General features: G+C 62.5%; 18 protein-coding genes. 14 read left to right on the top strand and 4 right to left on the bottom strand.

The genetic code is table 11. The features are described from left to right. Positions 1-1,314: 1,314 nt before the first annotated feature. Positions 1,315-2,673, top strand: a complete 1,359-nt coding sequence (locus tag U5768_RS13315; RefSeq protein WP_322030871.1) for a replication initiation protein — start codon at positions 1,315-1,317, stop codon at positions 2,671-2,673. 101 nt (positions 2,674-2,774) lie between these two features. Here the strand turns inward: U5768_RS13315 and U5768_RS13320 are convergent, their stop codons facing one another. Both U5768_RS13320 and parA read right to left on the bottom strand, forming a co-directional pair. After that, entirely contained in the window at positions 2,775-3,854 is a 1,080-nt protein-coding gene (locus U5768_RS13320) for a ParB/RepB/Spo0J family partition protein (RefSeq protein ID WP_322030872.1), read from the bottom strand. Between the two features lie 24 nt (positions 3,855-3,878). Next, the gene (gene parA, locus U5768_RS13325) at positions 3,879-4,541 is read right to left on the bottom strand and encodes a ParA family partition ATPase (protein ID WP_322030873.1); all 663 of its coding nucleotides are present in this window, start codon (positions 4,539-4,541) and stop codon (positions 3,879-3,881) included. Between the two features lie 476 nt (positions 4,542-5,017). On the opposite strand from parA, the gene arsC reads away from it, so the two are divergent. Continuing rightward, positions 5,018-5,371 (top strand): arsenate reductase (glutaredoxin), encoded by a 354-nt coding sequence (gene arsC / locus U5768_RS13330; RefSeq protein ID WP_322030874.1) that lies wholly within the window; start codon positions 5,018-5,020, stop codon positions 5,369-5,371. 332 nt (positions 5,372-5,703) lie between these two features. Beyond that, the gene (locus tag U5768_RS13335) at positions 5,704-6,258 is read left to right on the top strand and encodes an NAD(P)H-dependent oxidoreductase (RefSeq protein ID WP_322030875.1); all 555 of its coding nucleotides are present in this window, start codon (positions 5,704-5,706) and stop codon (positions 6,256-6,258) included. Positions 6,259-6,312: 54 nt separating this feature from the next. Here U5768_RS13335 and U5768_RS13340 read toward each other — a convergent pair whose 3' ends face one another. After that, a complete protein-coding gene (locus U5768_RS13340) occupies positions 6,313-7,059 on the bottom strand; it encodes a hypothetical protein (RefSeq protein ID WP_322030876.1) in 747 nt (248 codons plus the stop codon). 152 nt (positions 7,060-7,211) lie between these two features. Then, on the bottom strand, positions 7,212-9,488 hold the full coding sequence (locus U5768_RS13345) for a hybrid sensor histidine kinase/response regulator (RefSeq protein WP_322031178.1): 2,277 nt from the start codon (positions 9,486-9,488) through the stop codon (positions 7,212-7,214). 640 nt (positions 9,489-10,128) lie between these two features. On the opposite strand from U5768_RS13345, the gene U5768_RS13350 reads away from it, so the two are divergent. The 11 genes from U5768_RS13350 to U5768_RS13400 all read left to right on the top strand — a co-directional run bounded on the left by U5768_RS13350 (position 10,129) and on the right by U5768_RS13400 (position 24,309). Next, the gene (locus U5768_RS13350) at positions 10,129-10,497 is read left to right on the top strand and encodes a response regulator (RefSeq protein WP_201699526.1); all 369 of its coding nucleotides are present in this window, start codon (positions 10,129-10,131) and stop codon (positions 10,495-10,497) included. Continuing rightward, positions 10,490-11,113, top strand: coding sequence for a chemotaxis protein CheC (locus U5768_RS13355; RefSeq protein ID WP_110383369.1), 624 nt, complete (start codon positions 10,490-10,492; stop codon positions 11,111-11,113). Before U5768_RS13350 ends, U5768_RS13355 begins: the two co-directional genes overlap by 8 nt. Continuing rightward, entirely contained in the window at positions 11,110-12,054 is a 945-nt protein-coding gene (locus U5768_RS13360) for a diguanylate cyclase (RefSeq protein WP_322030877.1), read from the top strand. The genes U5768_RS13355 and U5768_RS13360 overlap by 4 nt, the downstream gene beginning before the upstream one ends. Positions 12,055-12,323: 269 nt before the next feature. Continuing rightward, the gene (gene hpnD, locus U5768_RS13365) at positions 12,324-13,175 is read left to right on the top strand and encodes a presqualene diphosphate synthase HpnD (protein WP_322030878.1); all 852 of its coding nucleotides are present in this window, start codon (positions 12,324-12,326) and stop codon (positions 13,173-13,175) included. Continuing rightward, complete coding sequence (hpnE, locus tag U5768_RS13370) at positions 13,175-14,443, top strand: hydroxysqualene dehydroxylase HpnE (RefSeq protein ID WP_322030879.1); 1,269 nt, start codon at positions 13,175-13,177, stop codon at positions 14,441-14,443. Before hpnD ends, hpnE begins: the two co-directional genes overlap by 1 nt. Beyond that, positions 14,440-16,506 (top strand): squalene--hopene cyclase, encoded by a 2,067-nt coding sequence (gene shc / locus U5768_RS13375; RefSeq protein WP_322030880.1) that lies wholly within the window; start codon positions 14,440-14,442, stop codon positions 16,504-16,506. The genes hpnE and shc overlap by 4 nt, the downstream gene beginning before the upstream one ends. After that, positions 16,503-17,225 carry a phosphorylase gene (locus U5768_RS13380; protein ID WP_415913896.1) on the top strand — a complete coding sequence of 241 codons (723 nt, stop codon included), beginning with the start codon at positions 16,503-16,505 and terminating at the stop codon, positions 17,223-17,225. The genes shc and U5768_RS13380 overlap by 4 nt, the downstream gene beginning before the upstream one ends. A 702-nt stretch (positions 17,226-17,927) precedes the next feature. Further along, a complete protein-coding gene (locus tag U5768_RS13385; RefSeq protein WP_322030881.1) occupies positions 17,928-20,264 on the top strand; it encodes a type VI secretion system tip protein VgrG in 2,337 nt (778 codons plus the stop codon). Between the two features lie 8 nt (positions 20,265-20,272). Further along, entirely contained in the window at positions 20,273-22,984 is a 2,712-nt protein-coding gene (locus U5768_RS13390; protein WP_322030882.1) for a hypothetical protein, read from the top strand. Further along, a complete protein-coding gene (locus U5768_RS13395; protein ID WP_322030883.1) occupies positions 22,981-23,967 on the top strand; it encodes a hypothetical protein in 987 nt (328 codons plus the stop codon). The genes U5768_RS13390 and U5768_RS13395 overlap by 4 nt, the downstream gene beginning before the upstream one ends. A gap of 84 nt (positions 23,968-24,051) precedes the next feature. Continuing rightward, complete coding sequence (locus tag U5768_RS13400) at positions 24,052-24,309, top strand: PAAR domain-containing protein (RefSeq protein ID WP_322030884.1); 258 nt, start codon at positions 24,052-24,054, stop codon at positions 24,307-24,309. The last annotated feature ends 2 nt before the right edge of the window (positions 24,310-24,311 follow it).

Genomic DNA, 24,311 nt, shown 5'->3' on the forward strand with positions numbered 1-24,311 from the left:
GGGAATACAGGAGGCGGTAAGCCGGCAGGTCGCGCGCGGCGGTGCGCGTCCCGGATGTTACGGGAAATGCAACGGTGAGCTGATTCGGGGGCCTCTATTCGCTGGATTTTTCTCCAAAATTGAGGGGCTGCGGCACCTACGGTGAGAAGTATCGGGAAAAAATGCGGATCGAAGGTGAAGCTATTCGGGAGACAACGCCGGAAATCAGGTGAAACGGGGCTTCATGGGGCTTACAGGTGAGCTTTTTCGGGAATTGGCGCCCGGACCGGCCCGGACTTCGAGACGCCCACCATTCATTGTCGGGGAACTCTTCCATCGCAAGGTGAGGTTTTTCGGGAGGTTTGCGCAATGCCGCGAAACCGGCACCATTCCGGAGCGTCTCTACGGCAAAGGTGAGATTTTTCGGGGCCCATTTTTGGCGGATTTTGGACTCAAAGTGAGCCAATTCGGGAGAAAGTTGGCGATCACTGCGCTGCAGGCACCGAGATTACGTGGGTGCCGGGGAAGTTTCTCCCGCCAGGAATCCGTCTCAGGTGAGAGTATTCAGGAGCGCTTTTTTGATGATTGCATCCGTGACCGAATCTTCGGACGCCTTCTGCGGTGAGGGAATACGGGAACCGAGGGCCTATGAGCCGCCTCGCGCGCATGTGGATAAGTCACGGAATCCATTGGCCTTTTTGGTTGGACTGCAGGAATGGTGAGAACTTTCGGGAGATCCCCAGACGGCGGAGCGCGGCAGCCTCCGAACATAGAAGGTGAGGATTTTCGGGACTCGATGAGGCCCGGAGGGCGTAGTGACGGACTTTTGACGCGGACAGATCTGACCGGCCCATTGAGCCATAGGTGAGAATTTTCGGGATGCGCCGGGCTCGTATTGGCTATTCTCGACAATCCGGGCTTTCGATGGCCTCACTAGTTCGACCGCTTGGTCACGCGGATCAACCGACTCGCGCCGTTTTGCTGCATTGCGGTGGTATCCAGGCGCCCTTTTTGACAAGACCCGTTGGGTAAGAGGGAATTTCCCTGCTCAACGTATTTTTCCCGCCGACCACACAAAAATATTTAAGGTGAGCCGATACGGGAACAAATGCCGACCATTGGCGCACCGACGGAAATACACGAACGGGCCGGACCGCGCATGACGCAAAGCGCCCCGCTGGATGGGCGTCCCGCGAAAGGTGAGGGAATTCGGGAAGTTGCCGCGGTGAGTGGGACGCGTGAGGCGCGCATCACCGGCAATGGTGAGAGAGGCCCTATAGACGCCTATCACCACAGACGGTATCCTTTCGCGAAATTCTCTCCTCGACCCGACGCATGGCCACGAAGCGCGTGAAAAAGACCGATGTGGTGAGCCCCAGCTCGGCGGAATTGCGCAAGGCCGTCGAGGCGATCGCGATCCAGCCGAAGAGCGGCAAGATCACCCTGCTGACTCGCAAGCTGTTCAACGTCCTGCTGGCCGTCGCGCAGCAGGCCGACGAGTCTGGCGATACTTACCGTGCGCTCCTTTCCGACATCGTCGCCAACTCGGCGTTCGATTCGAACGATACGGCGCTCGTGAAGGAGCATCTGCGCCGCATGGTGTCGGTGCAGGTCGAGTGGAGTCAGGGCACGTCGAGCCAGAAGCCCGGCCGCAAGTGGGGCATCTCCACGCTGATCGCGGACGCGGAAATTCTCGAGGATCCGCAAACTCGTCGCGTCTGGGTGGAGTTCTCCTTCGCGCCGAAGATCAAGAAGAAACTGCTGGACCCCGTCCAGTACGCCCGTCTGAGCCTGCAATTCCAGAGTCAGTTACGTAGCAGCGCGGGGCTTGCGCTTTACGAGATCTGCGTGCGCTATCTGACGAACCCCAGCCATCTGACGATGCGCGAGACCTGGGAATGGTGGCGTCCGATCCTTTCCGGCACGCCGGACACCGAGGCGGGCGACGAAGCCAAACGCGAATACAAGTACTTCAAGCGCGATTATCTGCGGCCCGCGATTGCGGAAGTCAACGCGGTCACCAACATCTTCGTCGAGTTGATCGAGCATCGCGAAGGGCGCCGTGTCGCCGAAATCCAGTTTCGCGTGACCGAGCGCAAGCAGCCGATGCTCGCTCTCGACGAGCACCCCAATGTGTTCGACAGCACGCTCGTCGACCGCATGGTGAAGATCGGCATTCCGCTCAAGGAAGCGCAGTCGCTTTATGCCGACAGCGAGGAAAATCGCATTCGCGCCGCGCTGCAATTGACCGAACAGCGTATGCGCAGCACGAGCCTGCCGCCGGTGCGCAGCGCTGCGGCGCTGTTCAAGGACGCGCTGAAGAAGGGCTACGCGCCGCCGGTCGAGACGGCAGCGGGCGCCACACCGGCCGTTGGTCGCGGCGGGGCGGCAGCGGTGACGGCCGACGATCCGAAGGCGCGACTGCTCGATGAATATGCGGCCTATCGGCGCAAGGAAGCGCGTTCGCTCTACGAGGAGCAGGGCGACATGGAGCGCGAGCTTGCGCGTGAGTCGTTCGAGACGGATGAACTGCCGGGACTGGGCTCGCATCTGCGCGATGACTGGCGTCGTCGCGGGCTGGAATCGAAGCTGGCCGATACCGCTTTTTTCGACTGGCTCGCGCGCAAGACCTGGGGCGAACCGACCGACGGCGATTTGCTCGCGTTCACGCTGAGCCAGAGCCGCGCGGCCTAACCTGACCTTGGGGCGTGGCCGCCGCCCGCGCAAGGCGGGGCCGCGGTGCCCGTCGTCGAGGGCCGCCCGATTCCGGGCAGCCGTCGACACATTTTCCAGTTTTATTTCGTTTTCAGAATCTGCTCGATCTGCTGAAGAATCGCGTCGCGTCGATCTTTTGAAAGTCCCTTCAGGCGCAGTTCGAGCCGGTCGTCGCCGTATGACTTCAGGTCGCCGACCGCCACACCATCCAGTTTGATCTCCAGCCGTTGCGCGTAGCGTTGCCGCCCCGCCGGCTTCGGGCTCTCCTGCGCGCTCGCCCGGCCTTTCACGATATCCGCCACCTGGCGCGTGCTGAGATCGTCGGCAACGATGCGATTGATGAGACGCAGCGTGGCGTCGGTCCCGCGCGCGCCGTGATAACGCCCGACCTGATAGGCCATATTCGAGCCGAAGCGGTCGGGGCGCGCCACCATTTCCTGCATGACCGATTCCGGCAATTTGCCGATCGATAGCGCAACGGCAACCGTGGATTCGTCGAGGCCGAGGTGATCGGCAAGCTCGCGCTGACTCTGAAAATGCTTTTCGTCGATGAATCGCTTCCACACCACCGCGTTATCGAACACGGTTTGCGAATCGCGCTGAACGTTCAGGTCGTAACCGAGCTTGTAGCTCTGAATGCCGATTGGCAGATCGACGACGATCGCCTTGACGACTTCCTTGTTCGCTTCTTTCAGCGCCCGCACGCGACGGCCGCCGTCGCTGACGTAATAGGTGCCGGGCGCCGCGTAGTCGGGAATTACATGGATGGCCTGCTGCTGTCCTTGCTTCGCGAGATTGACAGCGAGTTCCGCAATCGATCCCTTCAGATAAAAGTGACGCGGATTGAAGGGACTCGGCTTGATGTCCTTGAGCGGCAACTCGATGATCTGCCCCGCACGGTAGCCGTGTGCAACGCGCCATGCGCGGTATTCGGCGGACTCGTTTTCCAGTCCCGGTGCGTCGTCCCGAATCGACTCTGCCGTCGATTCCAGACCGGGAACCAATGTCGGCTGACTTGAGCGATCAACAACTTCTCGTGCTTTGGGCGTGTCCTCGACGAGTCCGTCGATAGCGTTGAGGCGGTCGAGTGCCGTGCGCTTTTCGCTGCTTGTGGTATCAGGCCGAGCCTGAAAGCCTTTGGCGAATTGGGAGGGTTTCATTCAGGGTCCTTTATGCGCATAAAGTCAGGGGAGCATCGCCGCGATCTCGTCGGCACATGCGCGCACTTCCACGGCGGCGAGGCGGGCGCCCCGGTCGTTCATTTGCAGAACGGTCTGGCCCAATGCCATCGCCTGCTTGTACGCCTCACGGGTGGGAATCTGTGTCTTGAGCAGAGGGAAACCAAGCTCTTCGAGAGCACGCTTCAGCTCGCGGGTGAGCATGCGCTTTTCTTCGGTCTTGTTCAGCAGGAATACGGCGCGCAAATCCTCGTTCATCACCTGGGCTTGCTGGATCAGCTTCACGAGACCCACACTCGACCAGTAATCGGCCGGAGAAGACGAAGTCGGAATGACGGCGACGGTAGCGGCAAGCAGCACCACGCCGGAGACTTTCTCCGTAATCGATGGCGGGCAGTCCACCACGATTACGTCGTAGTCGTTGATGAATTTCTTGATTTCCCGGTGGATCTGGCCACCCGCTTCAGAGAGGTTGACCACCGGGAACGGGATGCCAGTATCGCCATCGGCAGATGCGCTGGCCCAATGGACCAGCGTGTTTTGACCGTCGGCATCAACGACAAGAACCCGCTTCCCCTTCTCGTGAAAGGCCGCGCCGAGATGCATCGCGATCGTGCTTTTGCCGACTCCGCCCTTTTGCTGCGTGACTGCGATTATCTCTGCTGCCAATTGGTATTCTCCTTTTTGCTATTAGCATGGGATTTTACCTGGAATGTTTTTCAGTTCAATGATTTTTGGCGTAATTCACGCTTGAATTAGCCATTCGGACAAGATTTATGCGCATAAAGCTCGTGGGAGAGGTGCCGCATGCGGGGCTCGCAGTGCTTCGAGCGTCCCGGAGCGTCGCTTTTACGGATGAGATCGCAAACGCAATCGGAGGCGAGCGCGCCTCCATCACAGCTAGCTTTATGCGCATAAAGCCTTGGCCGTTGCACCGCATCTCCTCCCATCCCTCGCGAGCGGCCAGAGAAATTCCAGCGGTGAATCCCACACGCAGTGACATGCAGTAAGCCCTGACGCGCCACGAGCCCGTCGTCAGAACCCAAGGCTCCCACGCGCCAACCACCACGCCCCGGTAAAATCGCAACGATTCCGCCGCCTCACCAAGGGCTCACCCACCACTCCCCTCCCGCACATCCCACCTCATGATCACGATCTACCACAACCCCCGCTGCTCCAAGTCCCGCGCGGCTTGCGACCTGGTCTCCGCTGCGAAGGCCAAAGAGCCTGTCGAAGTGATTGAGTACCTGAAGCAGCCCTTCTCCGTCGACCAACTGAGGGCGCTGCACGCGATGCTGGGCGGCCGCTTGCGCGACATGATCCGAACCGGCGAATCCGAGTACACGGAACTCGGCCTCGATGCGACGGGTGTCACAGATGATCAGCTCTACGAAGCAATTGCGGGGCATCCGGTTCTGCTTCAGCGGCCCATCGTCGTACGCGACGGCCGCGCAGTGATCGGCCGTCCGACCGAAAACGTCGCGGCACTCCTCGGTTGAAATCGCTGGGATACATTCATCGGTTCGCTCCATGCCACAGCGAGCGAACCGCCAGAACGCAATCGATGCGTCCGCGCACCGCGACTGCATCTTTGCTAACCTGCAGACGAATCCCACGCGAGGCCTCTACCCATCGGCTCTCCACGCAAGTTGTCCACAAGGTTGCCAACAAAAACTGTGGATAAATTCGCGTTACCCTCGGTTATCCACAGGCCGCGACGCTATCGGCCAGGCTCAGCTAGCCCCGCACGCGCGTGCGTCGCGGAAACGCTCACGCGCCTATCATGGTGTTTCCATCCATGCGCTTCGCGCGCACTTCCGAGGAAACCGAAATGGCCTACAAGATCGCAGTGGTGGTCGGCAGTCTGCGCAAGGATTCATTCAACCGGCAACTCGCGCACGCGGTAACGTCGCTGGCCCCCGCCGATTTCACTTTCGAGCATCTCGACATCGGCGTGCTGCCGCTCTACAGCCAGGACTACGACGCCGACTATCCCGAGGTGGCGCGCCGCTTCAAGCAGCAGATCGAAGCCGCCGACGGGCTCCTCTTCGTCACGCCCGAATACAACCGCTCGATTCCGGGCGTACTGAAAAACGCGCTGGACTGGGGTTCGCGGCCCTGGGGCACGAATTCGTGGCGCGGCAAGCCCGGCGCCGTGCTCGGCACGTCGGTGGGAGCGACCGGCACTGCCCTCTCGCAGCAACATCTACGCAACGTTCTCGCCTACCTCGACGTCGCGCTGCTCGGCCAGCCCGAGATGTTCATCAAGCACGACACGAGCCGCATCAACGAGAAAGGCGAGATCGTCAGCGAAGATACGCGCAAGTTCCTGCAAGGCTTCGTAGATACGTACGTGACCTGGGTCAAGCGCCAGCTTGCCCACTGACTTGCCCACTGACGCCTGACGATCGCGACACCCGCACGCTTTGCGCGCGCCCATTTAGTGCAACGTAGGCCGCTGCCCCGGCATGTCCTTGTGATGTTCGGGCGTGTCTTCCTCGTACTCGAGGAATTCGTCCGGAATCTGCGGCGCGACGCCTGCGGCGGGCCGCGTCGCTTCGGGCGCGGCGGGAACGTCCACCACGGGGTGCGCGCCCATCACCGCCCCGGCGCCCGGGGCGCTGGCTGCGGTTAACACGCTCGCCTCGGCCTCGCTCGTGGGACGCATCGGTACGACGGTGGGATCGACGGTTGGGTCAAGCGCAGGCTCGACAGCGGCGGCGTCACGCGTTGCGTCGGTAGTAGCGTCGGTTGGCGCCGCACGGCGACGCATGGCGTCGGCGAGGTCGGAGAGACCCAGTTCGTCGAGCGCCGAGTGCTCGCGCTCGACCGGTCGCTCCGTCGCCGGCCACGCCCACGGCGTGCCGCGTAGCGCCACCTCCGTCGCGTGCTCCTCGCGCAGCGTTTCGTACGCGAGGTTCGCGCGCGCCTCGTCGCTCACATGCACGCCGATGCGCACCGCTTCGCCCGGCGGCGGCGTCATGCCGGTCTGTGACTCGGCGGTGCGGCGCACGTCGCTCGTCGTCGAGAAAAAACTTCCCACGAGCCGTTCGATGCCGGCCAGCACGCCTTCGGTGCGCGCCGGCAGATCGATGTCGGTCGCGGCAAAGCCGCGTTGCAGCAGCGCGGCCTGCGCGTGGCGTGCTTCCTCGTAGGTTTGGAAAACGCCGGTCACGGTCTGTTTCATGGCAGCCTCCTTCAAGATGGCGACGCCACTTGCATCATGCGCCGATTGCGAAGCCGTGGGCGCACGTTATGCATGGCGTCAAACCGCCTGATTCTGCGGGTCGCGCTGCCTGCCGCAAGCGTCGTGCCGCGACGCTCGTTACGCGCGTCCGGTCATGCCCGCGGGCTTTGGAGCGTGGCGTCGTGCTGGGGCTTCGCCCGCGTCTGACGGTCCTCGCGAATCGCCTCGAGCATTTTTTCCAGCAGCCCGATGTCGAACGGCTTCGAGAGCACGCGCACGTCGGCATTGCGCGTGCGTTCGAGTTCCTCCGCGTAGCCTGTCACGAGGATCACGGGCAGTTCGGGCTCCAGGCCCTGCAGCGCCTCGGCCAGATCGATGCCGTTCATCGTGCCCGGCATGTGGATGTCGGAAAGCACCAGGTCGAAGCGCGGCGTGGGCTCGCCCTCGGCCAGCGGCGCTTCGATCCGTTGCAGCGCGCTCGCCGCGTCGCTGGCGCAGGTCACGCGGTGGCCCATCATCTGCAGGAGCGCCTCGGTGCCGGCCGCGACTTCGTCGTTGTCCTCCACCAGCAGCACATTCAAGCCCTGCTGCACCTCGGCGCTTTCTTCGCGCGGCTCGCTCGGGCGTGGCGCCGGCGGCTCGGCGAGCGAGCGCGGCAGATACAGATGCACCGTCGTGCCCGCGCCGATGGCGCTGTCGATCGCCGCGAGCCCACCCGTGCGCTCGCAGAACGCGAACACCTGCGGGAGCCCCAGGCCAGTCCCCGTGCCCTTCGACTTGGTCGTGTAAAGCGGCTCGAACGCGCGCGCGAGCACGTCCGGCGGCATGCCTGTGCCGGTGTCTTCGAGCGTGACGTGCACGAAGTCGCCGTCGAGCGGGAAGCCTTCGTCGGGCCGGAAGCTGATGTTGCGCGCGCGCACCGCGAAGCGGCCGCCGTTGGGCATCGCGTCGCGCGCGTTTACCGCGAGATTGATCAGCGCGAGTTCGAATTCGGCCACGTCGACGAGCACGGGCCATACGTCGTCATCGACTTCGACGACGAGCGACACCTTCGCGCCCAGCGAGGCGCGCAACAGTTCGCGCGCGGCCGGCAGCCAGCGCCCCACATGGATCGTTTCGTTGCGCAGCGGCTGCTTGCGCGCCACGCCGAGCAACTGGCGCGTGAGCGACTGGCCGCTCTTGAGCGCGCGCTCGATCGCCGACAGTTCGCGCTCGAAAGCCGCCGCGCCGCGCCGCCGCGCGATCTGCACGTTGGCCGAGACGATCATCAGCAGGTTGTTGAAGTCGTGCGCGACACTGCCCACGAGGTTGCCGAGCGCTTCCATCTTGCGCGATTGCCGGTAGGCGGATTCGATCGAGCGGCGCATCGAGGCTTCGGCCTGCCAGCGCTCCCACGCCTCCTCCTCGGCGGCAAGGCGTCGCAGCGAAAGCCAGATCACGCACCACAGCGCGATCGACGGCGTGAACATCGAGATGATGAGCACGCTCAGGTGCCGGTACCAGGCGGCCCAGATCGCCTGTGTGCGATACGCGCAGGTCACGTAGACGGGGTACGCGCCCACGCGCCGGAATGCGAGGATCACGTTGCTGCGCAGCAGCGCGGAATGCATGCGCACGACGCCGGATTCGGTGCCGCGCTGGAGCGCGGCGCCAAGCGGCGAGCGCGGCGTGATGGCCGGGACGTCCGCGCGCGGCGGCGGATCGAACGCGAGAATCGTGCCGTCGCTGCGCACGAGGCCGAGCGACATCGGCGAGCCGGGGCCGAGCAGGTCGCGGTAGAACGAGCTGAAATAGCCAGGGCGCAAGGCGACCGAGACGAGACCCGCGAACGCGCCGGCCTCGTTCAGGCGCGGCACGCCCATGTTGAACACGGTTTCGCCGCTCACCTGGCCCAGCATCACGCGCGAGACGTGGTCGAGCACGCGGCCGTCGCGGATGCCGGTGAAGTCGTCGCGCGCGGCGATCGACACCGGCGGCGGCGGCGAGTAGCGGCTGCTGGCGAGCAGGTCGCCGTCGCTGCCGAAAATCGACACCGCGGCCACTTGCGGATAACCGCCGCCGATCGCGTCGAGTTTCTCGTGGATCTGCGCTTCGCTCGCGCGGATGCCGTCGTCGTTCAGGCCGCGCACGAGATCGACCACGCGCGCGTCGAGCGCCTCGTTCATGTCGAATACCTTGAGCGCGTGCTCTTCGGCCACGCGCACGGTGCGCAGGGTGGTGTCGGTGGCGTCGGCTTCGCGCGCGCGCAGGTCGTTGTACGCCATGGCGGCCACGTAGATGCACGGCAGCACGATTGCCGCGACCAGCAGCGCGAGCAGCGTCCGCCGGCGCACCGTGAAGTCGTGGCCGGGTGCTGCCGGAAACGGCGCGTCGCCGGCATGCGGCAAGGAGGGGCGTTCGTCGGGTCGCTCGGGCCGGTCAGCAATCATCGTACGGAAAAGCAGGGGAAAAGACGGCGGGGCATGCGACATGATAAACGACCGCGATGGCGCCCCGACGGCCAGCGCGCGCCCGCCGCGCCCCAATTATCTTTCGGCGGGCACGCTTTCCAGGGGTTTTCCTCTTCGTTTATGCCGAATCGCGAAAATCGGCGAAGCGCAAACGTACCACAAAGGGATAATCGACGCCCTTTATTTAAGGGAATGATCATTTATTTCCAGAAGTGCGCCGGAATGAGACGATTTTGTTCGTTGATCGATTAACGGCGAGTTGCATCTGATTCAATTTGATTCGAGAATCGCGGTCACGATAAATAACGCATTCGCATAAAGCCATGCCGGCCGAAAGGCGATGGCCATGCTACGGGGTGGCTGCAGTCATGCAGACGAGGGCCTTCACGACCGGCGCACGGGTTGCTGCCGGTGTCCGCCGGCATCCATTACGCGGCCGTGCGGCAACGGCGCGGCCATGCGCCGGGCGCCAGAACGCCCGCGCGCGGACCGGTTCATGCGTTATGCATTATTTGGCCGCCTCGCTATTTTCTTTGAAGTTTTCCCTAAAGTAATTGCCCGCGCCGCCGTTAATCCGTCGAAACGCACTCCGTCCAACGCACACTCATTCAGCATATCCATGTCCTTGCCCATCGTGATCGCCGATGACTCGCTGTTAGCCCGCAAGGTGCTCACGAAGGCGCTGCCCGAGGACTGGGACGTGGCGATTTCGTACGCGTCGAACGGACATGAAGCGCTTGCCCATTACCGCGCCGGTCGTGCGGCCGTCATGTTCCTCGACCTCACGATGCCCGACATGACGGGCTTTCAGGTCCTCGAAGCGTTGCAGCACGAAGACCTGAACACGTTCGTGATCGTCGTTTCCGCGGACATCCAGCCTCGTGCCCGTGAGCGCGTGCAGGCGCTCGGCGCGGCGGCATTCGTCGCAAAGCCGGTAACCCAGGAGGCGCTGCTGCCGATCCTGAAGGAGTACGGTTTGTATGCCTGATCGAGTGTTCACGGAACTCCAGCGCGACGCGCTCCAGGAGATCGCCAATCTCGGCATGGGGCAGGCAGCGACGCGACTGTCGGGGCTGCTCAACGCCTTCATCGAGCTTTCGGTGCCGCGCGTGCGCGTCGTCGCCGTTTCCGAGGCTGCCGCGGCGCTGCGCGAGATGACCGGCATCGACGGTCCGGTCGCGGCCGTGCGCCAGGGGTTTCGCTCGGAGATCAAGGGCGAGGCGCTCGTGATCTGCCGCAGCGGAGAGATCGCCGAACTGGGCAGCCTGGTCGGCGGCCCTTATGCGACGATCGGCGACGACGCGCTCACCGAGGAAGAGCTGATGTTCGACGTCGCCAACGCGCTCACGGGCGCGTGCGTTTCGTCGATGCTCGACCAGCTCGGACGCATGCCCGTGTTTTCGCAGCCGGGCCTGCTCGGCGAGGCGATCATGCTCGACGAGGTGTTCCAGCCGGGCTTGCTCGCCTGGGACGTCGCGCTGCTCGTCGAGGTCAATTTCGCGCTGGAGGACCAGCGCTTTCGGGCCCACCTCGTCATGCTGATGGCCGAGGAGTCGATCCATGTCGTGAGCCGGGCCATCGACGCGTTGTTGCACAGCCTATGAACGAGCCAGCCGGGTTGCCATCGCTAGCCGATCTCGTCGTCGAACGGGTCGGCTTCGGCATTTTCGTGGTCGATCGCGACATGAACGTGTTGAGCTGGAACCGCTTCATGCAGGATCACAGCGGCGTGACGGCGGACGACGTGATCGGCCGCTCCATCTTCGAACGCTTCCGCGATCTGCCGCGCGCGTGGCTCACACGCAAGGTGGAAAGCGTGTTCCAGTTGGGCAGCTTCGCGTTCAGCTCGTGGGAGCAGCGCCCGTATCTGTTCCAGTTCGACCACGACCGGCCGATCACGGGCGGCGTGGACTACATGCAGCAGGACTGCACCTTCATGCCGCTCATGCGCGGGCGCGATGTGATCGCCGTGTGCGTGACCCTCTCGGACGTTACGCACGTGAGCGTCATGCAGCGCGAGCGCGAGGAGGCCGTGGCGAAGCTGCGCGAATACGCCGACCGCGACGGCCTCACGGGCATCGCGAACCGGCGCTTTTTCGAAACGCGCCTCGCCGACGAATTCCTGCGCTGGCAACGTTACGGCGGCGAGCTTTCGATGCTGCTGTTCGACCTCGACCACTTCAAGCGCATCAACGACGAATTCGGCCACGTGGCCGGCGACACGGTCCTGCGCTCGATGGCGCAGCGCGTAGCTGGCGTGGTGCGCAAGCAGGACGTGTTCGGGCGTTTCGGCGGCGAGGAATTCGCGCTGCTTCTGCCCTGCACGCCGCTCGACGACGCGCTCTACGTGGCCGAGAAGATCCGCTGCACGATCGGCGACGAGCCGATCGAGGTGCAGGGCGTGATCGTGCCGGTGACGGCCAGCGTCGGGGCCGCCACCGCGCGCACGGGCGCTCCTGACTACGAAGGCATGATCAACGAGGCGGACGCGGCCCTCTACACCGCGAAGCGTCAGGGGCGCAACCGCTCGGTCGCTCTCGCCTGAGGCTCGCCGGCGCGCGGGCGGCGCCCCCTTCCCTGCATCTGGTCGCCCCGTGCTTCGGGGCTGCGCGCCGTTGTCCCGGCTGCGGCGCCCCTGCGCGGGCCGATCCAAAGATTGCTATACTTTTGCCCGTTTCCGGCCTTGCCCGCCTGCTGGCGAGTAATTTTAGGGTCGGGTGCCTCGCGCGTGTCCGCGCGCGCGGGCGACCCGCGGCAACGCGGGCCCGAATAGAGTTCGAACGCCCGTCGAGGGCGCCCCCAGCGGAGATCGTCTTGGCTGTTTCCAATCTCGTCGTGGACGATACACAACAAACCGACGCCGCCGCCGCTTCGTCGGGTAGCTCGTTTTATCTGGCGATGCGGATCCTGCCTCCCGCGCAGCGCGACGCCATGTATCAGGTCTACGCCTTTTGCCGCGCTGTCGACGACATCGCGGACAGCGACCTGCCGCGCGCCGAGCGCGCCGCGGGGCTCGACCAATGGCGCGCCGACATCGACGCGTGCTATGCCGGCACGCCGCGCCCCTCGCTCGCGGCGCTCACGCGCCATATCCATACGTTCGGGCTCCGGCGCGAGGACTTCCACGCGATGATCGACGGCATGGCCATGGACGCCGCCGAGGACATCTGCGCGCCCGACGAAGACACGCTCGACCTGTACTGCGACCGCGTGGCGAGCGCGGCGGGTCGGCTGTCGGTGAGAATTTTCGGGATGCAGGAAGAGCCGGGCCGCTTGCTGTCGCACCATCTGGGGCGCGCGTTGCAGCTCACCAACATCCTGCGCGACATCGACGAAGACGCGGACATCAACCGTTGCTACCTGCCGCGCGAATTGCTCGCGCGCGAAGGAATCGCGGCGGCCGATCCGCACGCGATCGCCGCCGAACCGTCGCTGCCGCGCGTGTGCGAGCCGCTCGTGCAACGCGCCCGCGCGCACTTCGCGCAGGCCGATGCGATCATGGACGCCGCGCCGCGCGCACAGGTGAAAGCGCCGCGCATCATGTCGGGCGTTTACCGTGTGTTGCTCGAACGCACCGTGGAACGCGGCTTTGACCTGCCGCGCACGAAAATCAACAAGCCGCGCGCGCGGCTGATGTGGATCGTCGCGCGCTACGCGCTGTTCTGATGCCTCGGCTAGTCCACGTCATCGGCGCGGGGCTCGCGGGCCTCGCGACGGCCGTGCGGCTTCAGCGGCGCGGCGTGCAGGTGGCGCTCTACGAGGCCGCTGGCCAGGCAGGCGGACGCTGCCGCTCGTACTACGACCGCTCGCTTTCGGCGACGCTCGATACGGGCAATCATCTGGTGCTGGCGGGACATGCGCGCACGCTCGAATACGTGCGCACGATCGGCGCCGGCGACGCGCTCGCCGGCCCCACCGAGCCGGGCTTCGCGTTCATGGATATCGCCGCGCGCTCGCGCTGGACGGTGCGCTTCTCGCGCTCACGTATGCCGTTCTGGATCGGCGATTCGCGCTCGCGCGTGCCGGGTACGCGCGCCGCCGACTATTTGGGGCTGCTGCCGCTGCTGTTCGCCAAGCCTGGCCGCACGATGGCGCAGACCATGCGCTGCGAAGGTGCGCTGTGGGACCGGCTGCTGCATCCGTTCTTTCTCACGGCGCTCAACGTCGAGCCGCGCGTGGGCAGCGCCGAACTGGCGGGCGCGATGCTGCGCGAGTCGCTTACGGCGGGCGGCGAGTCGTTCCGGCCGCTGTCGGCGCGCGGAGGGCTTTCCAGCGCGTTCATCGATCCGGCCTTGCGCATGCTGCAGCACGGCGGCGCGGCGATCCGCCTGGATTCGCCGCTCAGGGAGATCGTGTACGACGATTCGGCGGCCCGCGTCGCCGCACTCGATTTTCCGGACGGGCGTATCACGCTCGCGCCCGACGAGGCGGTGGTGCTGGCCGTGCCCGGCGCGGCCGCCGCGGCGCTCGTGCCGGCGCTGCAGACGCCGCAGCGCCACACCGCAATCGTCACGGTGCACTACGCGGTGCCCGCACCACCGGGCCTCGTCGCGCCGATGGCGCTCGTCAACGGCGTGGCCCACTGGCTGTGCGCGGCCGAAGGGCGGCTTTCGGCGACCGTCCACGACGCGCATGGCATGCTCGACCTCGATCCCGAGGAGATCGCGCGCCGCGTGTGGGCCGACGTGGCCGAGGCGGCCTCGCTGCCGCTCGAGCCGCTGCCCGCATGGCGCGTGTGCGCCGACGCGCGCGCGACCTTCGCCGCGGTGCCCGACGAGGAATGGCGTCGCCCCGCGACGCGCACGCGCTGGAACAATATGATGCTTGCAGGCGACTGGACGGCTACCGGTCTGCCCGCGACGATCGAAGGAGCGATCCGCTCGGGCCGCAAGGCCGCCGAGCTGCTCCTGACCGAAAATTTGGAACGTAGATGAACGATTTATCCCAAGCCACAGCGACCGAAGAACTCGCCAGCCGCGTCACCGGCGCCGACGTCGCCAACGCGCCGGCCGTGGCGACGCCCGCTCCCACGTTCGCCGACGAGGCGGCCGCACACGTTGCCGCGCCGCTCGCATCGCTCGACGCCGCCGTGGCGCGCGCGACCGACGCGATCCTCGCCGACCAGCGCGCCGATGGCCATTGGGTCTACGAACTCGAGGCGGACGCCACGATCCCCGCCGAATACGTGCTGCTCGTGCATTACCTCGGCGAAGAAGCGAACCTCGAACTCGAACAGAAGATCGCGCGCTACCTGCGCCGCATCCAGCTTCCGGAAGGCGGCTGGCCGCTCTTCACCGACGGCGCCATGGACGTGAGCGCGAGCGTGAAGGCTTACTTCGCACTCAAGATGATCGGCGACGCCGAAGACGCCGAGCACATGGTGCGCGCGCGCGAGGCAATTCTCGCGGCGGGCGGCGCGGAGCAGGTCAACGTGTTCACGCGCATCCTGCTTGCGCTCTTTGGCGTGGTGACATGGTACGCAGTCCCGATGATGCCTGTCGAAATCACGTTGCTGCCGCAGTGGTTCCCGTTCCATCTTTCGAAGGTGTCGTACTGGGCGCGCACCGTGATCGTGCCGCTGCTCGTGCTGGGCGCGAAGCGCCCGGTGGCGCGCAACCCGCGCGGCGTGCGCATCGACGAACTGTTCCGCGGCGCGCCGGTGAGCGTGGGCCTGAATGCCCGCTCGCCGCATCAGAGCAAGGGCTGGTTCGGCTTCTTCCGCACCGTGGACGGCGTGCTGCGCGTAACCGATCCGCTCTTCCCGAACTACCTGCGCCAGCGCGCGATCGACGCCGCGGTGACGTTCGTGGACGAACGCCTGAACGGCGAGGACGGCCTTGGCGCGATCTTCCCGGCCATGGCTAACGCCGTGATGATGTACGACGTGCTCGGCTATCCCGCCGATCATCCGAATCGCGCCATCGCACGCCAGTCGCTCGAAAAGCTGGTGACGGTCCACACCGAAGAAGCGTATGTCCAGCCGTGCCTTTCGCCGGTGTGGGACACGTCGCTCGCGGCGCATGCGTTGCTGGAGACCGGCGACGCGCGCGCCGAGGAAGCCGCGCGCCGCGGCCTGGAATGGCTGCGTCCGCTGCAGATTCTCGATGTGCGCGGCGACTGGATCTCGCGTCGTCCGGCGGTGCGCCCGGGCGGCTGGGCGTTCCAGTACGCGAACCCGCACTACCCTGACGTCGACGATACGGCTGTAGTCGTGGCCGCGATGGATCGCGTGGACAAACTCCACAACACCAACGCTTACGACGCACCGATCGAGCGCGCGCGCGAATGGGTGGTCGGCATGCAGAGCAGCAACGGCGGCTGGGGCGCGTTCGAGCCGGAAAATACGCAGTACTACCTGAACAACATCCCGTTCTCGGACCACGGCGCGCTGCTCGATCCGCCGACCGCCGACGTTTCGGGCCGCTGCCTTTCGATGCTCGCGCAGCTCGGCGAACTGCCGGCCGCGAGCGAGCACGCGCGCCGTGCGTACAACTACCTGCTCGAAGAGCAGGAAGCCGATGGAAGCTGGTACGGCCGCTGGGGCATGAACTACATCTACGGCACGTGGACGGCGCTGTGCGCGCTGAACGCGGCCGGCCTCGCGCACGACGACCCGCGCATGAAGCGCGCGGTGCAGTGGCTCGTGCAGATCCAGAACGACGACGGCGGCTGGGGCGAAGACGGCACGAGCTACAAGCTCGAATATCGCGGCTACGAGCGCGCCACGAGCACCGCTTCGCAAACGGCCTGGGCCCTGCTCGGCCTGATGGCCGCGGGCGCGGTCGATCATCCGGCGGTCGCGCGCGGCATCGAATATCTGCAGAACGCACAGCAGGACCATGGCCTTTGGGACGAAACGCGTTTCACGGCCACGGGTTTTCCGCGCGTGTTCTATCTGCGTTATCACGGCTATCGCAAGTTCTTCCCGCTTTGGGCGCTTGCGCGCTACCGCAACCTCAAGCGCGCGGGCGTGACGCGCGTCGCGGTCGGTTTGTGAGCGCGGCCGCTGGCGTCAAGGCGCGCGCGTTGCCCGTGCTCGCGGTGGCGGGCATGGCCTTTGAGGCGGGCATTGCCGCGGGCAAAGGCCAGGACGGCGTGCGCGCCGTCTACGCCGCGCGCGCCGATCTGCTGCAGAGCGCGCTCGCGGCGGCGCTCAGGGACGGCGCGGCGGGCATCGTCAGCTTTGGCACGGCGGGCGGTCTTGCGCCCGACCTCGAGCCGGGCACCCTGGTAATCGCGGAGGCGATCGAAGGGCCGTTCGGACGCGTCGCGACCGATCCCGCCTGGAGCGCCCGCATGGCCGACGCGCTGATGGCCTCGCCGCTCGCCGCGAAAACCCGGCGCGGCGTGGAGGCCGCCGTGGCCGCGCCGCTCACCGGCGCGGCGGACAAAGCGGCGCTGTTCGGCGTGTGCGGGGCGCTCGCCGTCGACATGGAATCGCATCTGGCCGCGGCGGCTGCCGCCGCGCATGGCGTGCCGTTCGCCGTGTGCCGCGCGATCGTCGATCCGGCCTGGCGCAGCCTGCCGAAAGCGGCGATGGCCGGCTTGCGCGACGACGGCACGACGGCTGTGCTCCCCGTCCTGCGCGAACTGGCGCGCGACCCGGCGCAATTGGGCGGCCTGTTGCGCGTGGCCGCGGATGCAAAAGCGGCGCGCCAGTCGTTGAGTGCAGCGCGGCAGGTGCTGGCGGCGACGGGCGCGTTTTTCCCTTGGTGACGCTTTCGGGGTAATTCGATTAGATTCGCAATGGGCGACGCCTTGCGCAGGCGTTGCCTTCATGCGGTCGTTCCCGCCCGCGGAACCTGCTCGACGGCTCGAATGCATTCATGCGGGCATCGACTGACAGGTATCAGACCACGCCGTCGGCCACCAGGCATTCCTCAATAAACTGACCCCTCCAGGTTGTTGGGCCCTTGCGCGCGAGACCGGGCGGCGCTATGTCCGTGGGAATGATTTCAAACGCCGCAATTTGATCTGCATACGTTCTGATTCATCAAAAGCAATTTCAGAATTAACTTGGGTTCCTGTTCGACATTAGGAATATGCAAATCAATTATCTTAAAATGTTACGCATAACTAACAAAACTGACGATCATCAAAAAAACGCTGTAGATCGGTGGTTTCAGCCTTGTTTCATAGGATGCGGTATTCACGCGTCAGGTCATAAAAAATCGGCATTTAACAAAAAACCATAATTAACTGTGCCAATAATTGCTGTACTTACTTTGACGTCGGAATGGAAACCGGTCTAATGGACGGCTGCAATAAAAAGAGGTCGAGTGCATGCATACCGGGCTGTCGCTCGTGTCGCAGATGCCGTACGCCAGGAGCTGATCTGCCGGTCGCTGCATGACCCGCCGGGGGACCGCAGCACGCGCCGGCCTTGCCGTTGTGTTCGTGTTTCGAGGAGGGTGTCCGATGTCGATGGTCATGCCGTTGCAGGCTTATGAATTGAAACTGGCGCCGCATCCCGCGCCGTTCTCGGTCCTGAATTTCACTGGCATCGACCGGATCAGCCAGTTATATGGATACGCGATTGAATTCACGAGCCCGAAGGCAGGAATCCCGATGGATCAGGTGCTCGGGCGTCCTGCGCGATTCGTGATCGACCCGATCGATCCGGAGATGCCCAACCTGCACCGCATGTATGGCGAGAACGCGGCGAAGTTCAGCAAGAAGCCGCCTGCGTACACCATCCACGGCATCATCACGAAGTTTGACGAAATCGACACGTCTGCCGACGAGACGCGCTATCGCGCCGTGCTCGAACCGAAACTGGCGGACCTCGACCGCGGGGTAACGAGCCGCCTTTTCCAGAAACAGTCGGTTGAGGAGATCATCACCGACACGCTGCGGCATTATGGCTACCGGGCCGGCGTCGATTTTGTGTTCAAGCTTCGCCGGAAGTACAAACGTCACGAGTACATCACTCAGTACCACGAAACGACTTTCAGGTTTATCCAGCGTATCTGCGCGGAAGAAGGCATCTGGTTCCGCTGGGAGCAAAAAAAGGACTATGCGGTAGTGGTGTTCGGCGACGATCTCGATGCCTACGCGCGCAAGCAGCGTACTGTGCCGTATCGTCGCGAGTCGGGCCTTGAGAGCGTCGGCGCCGACTCGATCAAGACGCTGAGGCGGCGAACGAAGCGCGTGCCCGCCTCGGTGCGGCTGCACGACTACAACCATCGGCAGGCCGACGTGTCGCTGCTTGTCGAGGAAAACGCCGCGCGCGACGACACGACCACGAATGCCGTCGATTATCACTGGGGCGAGCATTACGAAACCCCCGAAGAAGGCAGGACCATTGCCCGGCTGCGGCACGAGGCCTGGCTGGCAGGCCAGATCAGTTTTATTGGCACTGCCAATCCGTTCTGGCTTGAGGCCGGCGAAGTCATGCTGGTCGACCCGGTGCAGGTCGATGCGAAGCATGGGATCTTCATCACGTCGGTGCGCTCGCACGGCGCGCGCAACAAGTCGTACCGCGTTAAGTTCGAGGGCATTCCTTCTGACACGGTCTGGAGAACGCCCCTCTCGTCGATCGAAAAGCCGGTTATCCCCGGTATCCTGCCGGCCCGCGTCACGTCGCCCGGGAATTACAAATATGCGTATCTGACAGAGCAGGGCTGGTACGTCATCAAGCTGCCTTTCGATCTCGACGAGTGGAGTCCGGGCGGCACGAGCCGGCCGGTACGCTTTGCGAAGCCCTACAGCGGCGACAACTACGGCCACCATTTCCCGCTGATCGATTCCGCCGAGGTTGCGCTCGAATTTACTGGGGGCGACCCTAATCGTCCCATCATGATCGGCGCGATGCACGACAGCCTGCATCCGGATCTGGTCAACAACCTCAACAACACGCGCAATCTCATTCGCACGGCGGCGCAGAATGAAATGCGGATGGAGGACAAGGAGGGGATTGAGCACATCCATCTGACGACGCCGTTCCAGACCAGCGAGCTGAATCTGGGGCACATGGTCGATGTCGATCGCAAGGAGCGGGGGCGGGGGGCGGAGCTAAGGTCGGATGAGCGCGTTGCGGTGCGTGGTGCGAAGGGGGTACTTGTTTCCGCAGAAGCTCAGCCGGCAGCGGCGGGCCAGCAGCTTGCCATGCAGAACGCTGATACGACTTTCAAGCAATCCGAGGATATCTTGAGATCGCTCAACGAAAGTGCCAACGCCGCAAAAGCATTGCTTGCCGAAATCGAAAAACAACGTGCGCTCGTCGAACAAAATCTGACGCAGCTCAAAAAATCTGCAATCGTTGCCACTGCACCCGACGGGGTTGGGATTTCCAGTGGAAGCGACGCCTTGTTTGCCGCGCAAAGGCAGCTATTCTTCACCGCCGGCGAAGGACTCGACATTGGCGTCATGAAGCGTATCGCAATTGCCGCGGGCGAAGCGATTTCTCTATTTGCAGCGAAGCTGGGCATTCGCATTTTTGCCAAGGGGAAGGTGCAGATTCAGGCGCAAGAGGACGCGCTGGAAATGCTCGCGCACAAAGGCGTGAAAATCAGCTCATCAACTGACGAGATATCAATCACCGGGTCAAAGGGAATTACGCTCGGCGATGGGGCGGGTGCATATATCAGGATTGCGAACGGTCGGATCGAGCTGGCGAGTCCAAGCGACCAGATCGATGCGAAGGGCAATCTGAAAGTGGACGGACCTGCTGGAGGTAACTTCTCGTTCCCGAGCTGGACGAATTCGGTGCCGAAGGACGTGAAGGGCAATTTAGGTTTCGGGTTCTCTGAATAGGAATTCTCATGGCAAACAGTAATCCACCGCCCCCGCCGCCGCCGCCCCTCAAGCAGTTGGCGTTCTCTTTCCCGTTTCGCAAGAAGCCGCAGCAGGGAAGTGGCAGCTCGACGGCCGATGCAATGAATGAACACGACTGGTACGTGCTCCTGAAACGAGAGCCGGCAGGTACCTTCGCAGTAACGGACAGCGGCATGTGGCACGGCGGCATCCATATCAGCGAAGCGGGTGCCGGCCAGTCGCTGGACTTCAAGGGAGGCGTGCGCTGCCTCGCCGATGGCGAGGTAGTGGCATGGCGCCTGAACCGGGCTTATCCCGTGAGTACCATTCCTGCTCAGAATGGACGCCCAGAAATCAGTGCGCCGTACAGCACGGGCTTTGTACTGGTGGAACACACGATGGAATTTCCACGTGGGACCAAGCTCGTCTTCTTTAGCCTGTATATGCACCTTCAGGATTACGCTGCCTATCAAGCGGATTCGACCATACCCTGGCCGCTCTACTGGTCTCCAAAATACGAAGTAACACAGAACACTGTGGACCGCCCGAAGGCTGCGGCTAACGGACAAGCTGCACCGGGCGATCAGGTTGGATTGCGCGTTCGTGCATCCAAGGGGCACGGGACGCCAATCGGAATCCTCCCGCAGGGTACAAAGGTAAGCCTTTCCAGCCGTGACGGCGACTGGGGGCAAATTGCAGACGACCCGGAATTCCTTTATCCCCCAACGGCCGGGGCGTTCGTGCCTCCAAGTGCCGCAAAGGGTGGGTGGATCTTCCTCGGCAAAGAAAGCGGCCACACTGGCCCGGTCGTGCAGGCCGTCCTGCCTGATTCGTCATTCGACTGTGTGAACGTTGTACCTGAGGCTCAGCGCCTCAAGGTCAAAGCGGACGATGTGCTGGGTTACCCCGGACGTTACGACTCGTTGCGAGATTCAACGTCGACGCGCATGGTGCACATCGAGGTGATCTGCGACGAGAGCATCAAGCAGTTCATCGATGCTGGGCGGACCTGGGTCGACGCCGACGGCGCGAACCCGAACCAGTGGAGCCAACTTGGATTGCCGGCGGACCCATCCATCCTGCGCGTCGGCAAGGGGGTCAGTCTCGCTCCGGAGCATGGACAACCGGGCTCGGACGCCAAGACAACTGACGTCGTCCAGACCTATGGGTTCGCGACATTGCCGCAGGACGCGGCACACCTTTTCACCGAAACGGCGGCAGGTACCGATGGGCAGAAGCGGCGATGGTGGAAAGTCGACAGCGCAGATGTTCAGCGTAAAGCCATCACGGGTTGGGTCCGAGAGCAGAACTTCCAAGGCGGCCGTGTAACCCGAGAGTTTTCTCAAAGCTGGGTGGACTTTGAATACCATGATGAGGACCACGACCCGACGCACACGATCTTTGCGAGCACGAGCGATTACGTAAACTACGCCACGGGCAGTGGTGCGCCTGATCTCGGTTCGGTCAGCAAACTGAGCCCCCTCATGTCCGCAATCTACCATTCCCTCTACCCGAAGGGGGATGGGGTTCACGCAGTAGAAGAGCTTCGTGGCGTCGCCCAGAACCCACAGGGCAGCGAGTTTCCGTGGGTCGCGTTCAGCGCATCGCGCTTGATTCCGAAGCACGAAAGTGAATGGGCCAATCCGGCGAAATGGCAGGAATTGGTGAGTGCCATTGAGGAGCACACCGGACCCCAACCCGAGCACGAAGAGGAGAAGAAGCGCATCGCTAAACTCGTCTGGTGGGACGAGGCCAGGTCAGGCGTGCAGGGCTTGCCGGACCCCGGTGTCTTTCATATTCATCCGATTGCATTGGTGGCAAATTTTCAAAAATCAGACACCTGTAACTGTGGATGTTGCTTACAAAACGACTTCAAGGTTACGCGCTGGAATGGGCAGATAGTTCACTATGGTCCGATCTATAAAGGTAGTCTCTCATTGGAGAACTCACCTGCTATGCAGCGGTTCCTTGATAGTGGTCGAATGACAGAGAGTGAACATCGCATACTCGCGGCAATGTCCCAGAACGAAGGGAATGTTGACGGTGTTCAGGCATATGACAGCGAAATCCTTACCGCGGGTGCCTGTCAAAAGACGGTTAGCCCAACAGGAGAAGGTGAATTCCCGGTACAGGTTGCTGAGTTTAGAGCTGACAATGAAGCAGGGTATCAGCGCCTTTTTGCGCAATGCGGGTGGACAGTTGAAATGGATGATCGTACAAAAATGTACTATCAGGATTCCGAAATCACAGGTGGCGTAAAGATAACCGGCGATCAATTGCACGCAAAGATGAGGGAAGGCTGTAGCCAGGTGACATTCGGTAAAAACATTAGACACAAACCACTAGCGGTTATTGCTCACGCAATTGTGGATGATGAATTTCAAGATAAGCAAGTCAAGGACTTCGTGGATCGATTACGCTTAGTCTGTACCCTCGTTCCTGTTGGCTACATTCATTCGATCGCCGACTATTTTTGGACCGATCTTGGCCACGCGACTGCTCTCGACCAACACGTTAATCGTCCAGGTAATGTCGTGAAAGACGTGGGGAAAGCTTTGGATGTCTTCTTTCACGCTCATCCCACCGTAAAAAAAGACCCGTCTACGTGGGGCGACTCTCATGCAGCCTACGAATCGGAGATACTTTCTTACTACGGGGAGCATAGGCGCATGAACGATTGTCATTCCAGATTTGCACACTTGACGAGCAGGCTATCATGAAAGTCACTAATTCATTTCTTGCCATAAGGAAATTTATCTTCGGCCTTGTGTCGTTATGTTTCGTTATTGCAGTTTTTTCAGAGATGACTTATGGGATGCAGGTATCCCTACCAGGGGGGCAGTCAATCGAACTTGATGTTCCTTTGACTGGAGAGATGAAGAATCGCTTCGGAGAGGGTTGGAGTAAGGCGAGTTTCATCGGCAAGGACCGTCAGCGTCTTCAGCTATTCTCGGAAGAAAATTTGACAGAACACGGCGGAATTGTATTTGAGGATTTGGATCAAAGGAACATTTCCGTTTCTGGCAATTTTTTTGTATTGCAGGTCGTCCGACAAGGAACGTTGGAAAACGCGGGTGAGAAGCCACGCGTTGAGGGGAGGGAGTATTGTCCGGTTGTTGAAGCGACTACCGGTTGTATTGTTACGATGCAAACGGGAGAAATATGCGGCGGAGGGTGGAGCTCGAAAGGTGATAGGTGGATAGATGCGAGCGTTGATCGCACGTCGGAAATGACGGAGAGGACGACATCCGGTGCCGACGAATTGTGGAAAGAATTCTTAAATTCTAGCGTCCACCTGAAGCTTCGCGATGTGATTACCAGCAACATGGGCATTTCCAATGTGATGGCGTGCGATCCGCTTGGTGACGCTAATCGAAAAAGTTACCTCGCGATTGCAGGACAACTCAAAATTGAGAAGGCGAACTCGCAGGCTGCATATATTGAGTCTAAATTGACAGAGTCCGCTGTAAAGTCAACACAACTAAACGGCGAGCGGCTTGGGGTAAGCGTAGACAGAGCATGGCTTTATGATCGTCCAAACGTCGATGCAAAAACGAGAATGTATCTCGTTAGAGGTGACATCGTCACGGTAGTTGAATCCAATAATTCCGGATTTACTCATGTGGAGTATTCGGAAAAAAGCGGCCACGTTTTGCGCAAGTGGATTCGAACAGACTGCGTGAAGAGAGTCGGTGTCAACTAGTCGAATCAAACTTATGGATCAAGGTTCGGGTGCATCGCAAATTGGCGTCACATGAGATCCATGAATTAAACGGGAATAGAGAGAATGAAAAAGCTAGCCTATGAAGGCGATCATACGAGTCACGGTGGAGTCGTCCTTTCTGGATCTGACAGGATTACCGTAAAGGGGCGCCGAGCTGCAAAGGTGGGAACTCTCGTATCCTGTCCAATCCACGGTGATAACGAGATCATAGAGGGGTGTGGTCGTCTTACCGACGCTGGCGTACCGCTGGCAAGAGATGGCGACGCAACACAGTGCGGTAGCGTTCTGATCGCGTCCTCGGACGGTGCTCAAGTCGGCTAAAC

Source organism: Paraburkholderia sp. J76, from assembly GCF_905220295.1.
Lineage (GTDB): Bacteria > Pseudomonadota > Gammaproteobacteria > Burkholderiales > Burkholderiaceae > Paraburkholderia.

Bases quoted from the DNA above. Each gene is read 5' to 3' on its own strand.
- U5768_RS13315 (WP_322030871.1), top strand. From the start codon at position 1,315: ATGGCCACGAAGCGCGTGAAAAAGACCGATGTGGTGAGCCCCAGCTCG.
- U5768_RS13320 (WP_322030872.1), bottom strand. From the start codon at position 3,854: ATGAAACCCTCCCAATTCGCCAAAGGCTTTCAGGCTCGGCCTGATACC.
- arsC (WP_322030874.1), top strand. From the start codon at position 5,018: ATGATCACGATCTACCACAACCCCCGCTGCTCCAAGTCCCGCGCGGCT.
- U5768_RS13335 (WP_322030875.1), top strand. From the start codon at position 5,704: ATGGCCTACAAGATCGCAGTGGTGGTCGGCAGTCTGCGCAAGGATTCA.
- U5768_RS13340 (WP_322030876.1), bottom strand. From the start codon at position 7,059: ATGAAACAGACCGTGACCGGCGTTTTCCAAACCTACGAGGAAGCACGC.
- U5768_RS13345 (WP_322031178.1), bottom strand. From the start codon at position 9,488: ATGATTGCTGACCGGCCCGAGCGACCCGACGAACGCCCCTCCTTGCCG.
- U5768_RS13350 (WP_201699526.1), top strand. From the start codon at position 10,129: ATGTCCTTGCCCATCGTGATCGCCGATGACTCGCTGTTAGCCCGCAAG.
- U5768_RS13355 (WP_110383369.1), top strand. From the start codon at position 10,490: ATGCCTGATCGAGTGTTCACGGAACTCCAGCGCGACGCGCTCCAGGAG.
- U5768_RS13360 (WP_322030877.1), top strand. From the start codon at position 11,110: ATGAACGAGCCAGCCGGGTTGCCATCGCTAGCCGATCTCGTCGTCGAA.
- hpnE (WP_322030879.1), top strand. From the start codon at position 13,175: ATGCCTCGGCTAGTCCACGTCATCGGCGCGGGGCTCGCGGGCCTCGCG.
- shc (WP_322030880.1), top strand. From the start codon at position 14,440: ATGAACGATTTATCCCAAGCCACAGCGACCGAAGAACTCGCCAGCCGC.
- U5768_RS13385 (WP_322030881.1), top strand. From the start codon at position 17,928: ATGTCGATGGTCATGCCGTTGCAGGCTTATGAATTGAAACTGGCGCCG.
- U5768_RS13390 (WP_322030882.1), top strand. From the start codon at position 20,273: ATGGCAAACAGTAATCCACCGCCCCCGCCGCCGCCGCCCCTCAAGCAG.
- U5768_RS13395 (WP_322030883.1), top strand. From the start codon at position 22,981: ATGAAAGTCACTAATTCATTTCTTGCCATAAGGAAATTTATCTTCGGC.
- U5768_RS13400 (WP_322030884.1), top strand. From the start codon at position 24,052: ATGAAAAAGCTAGCCTATGAAGGCGATCATACGAGTCACGGTGGAGTC.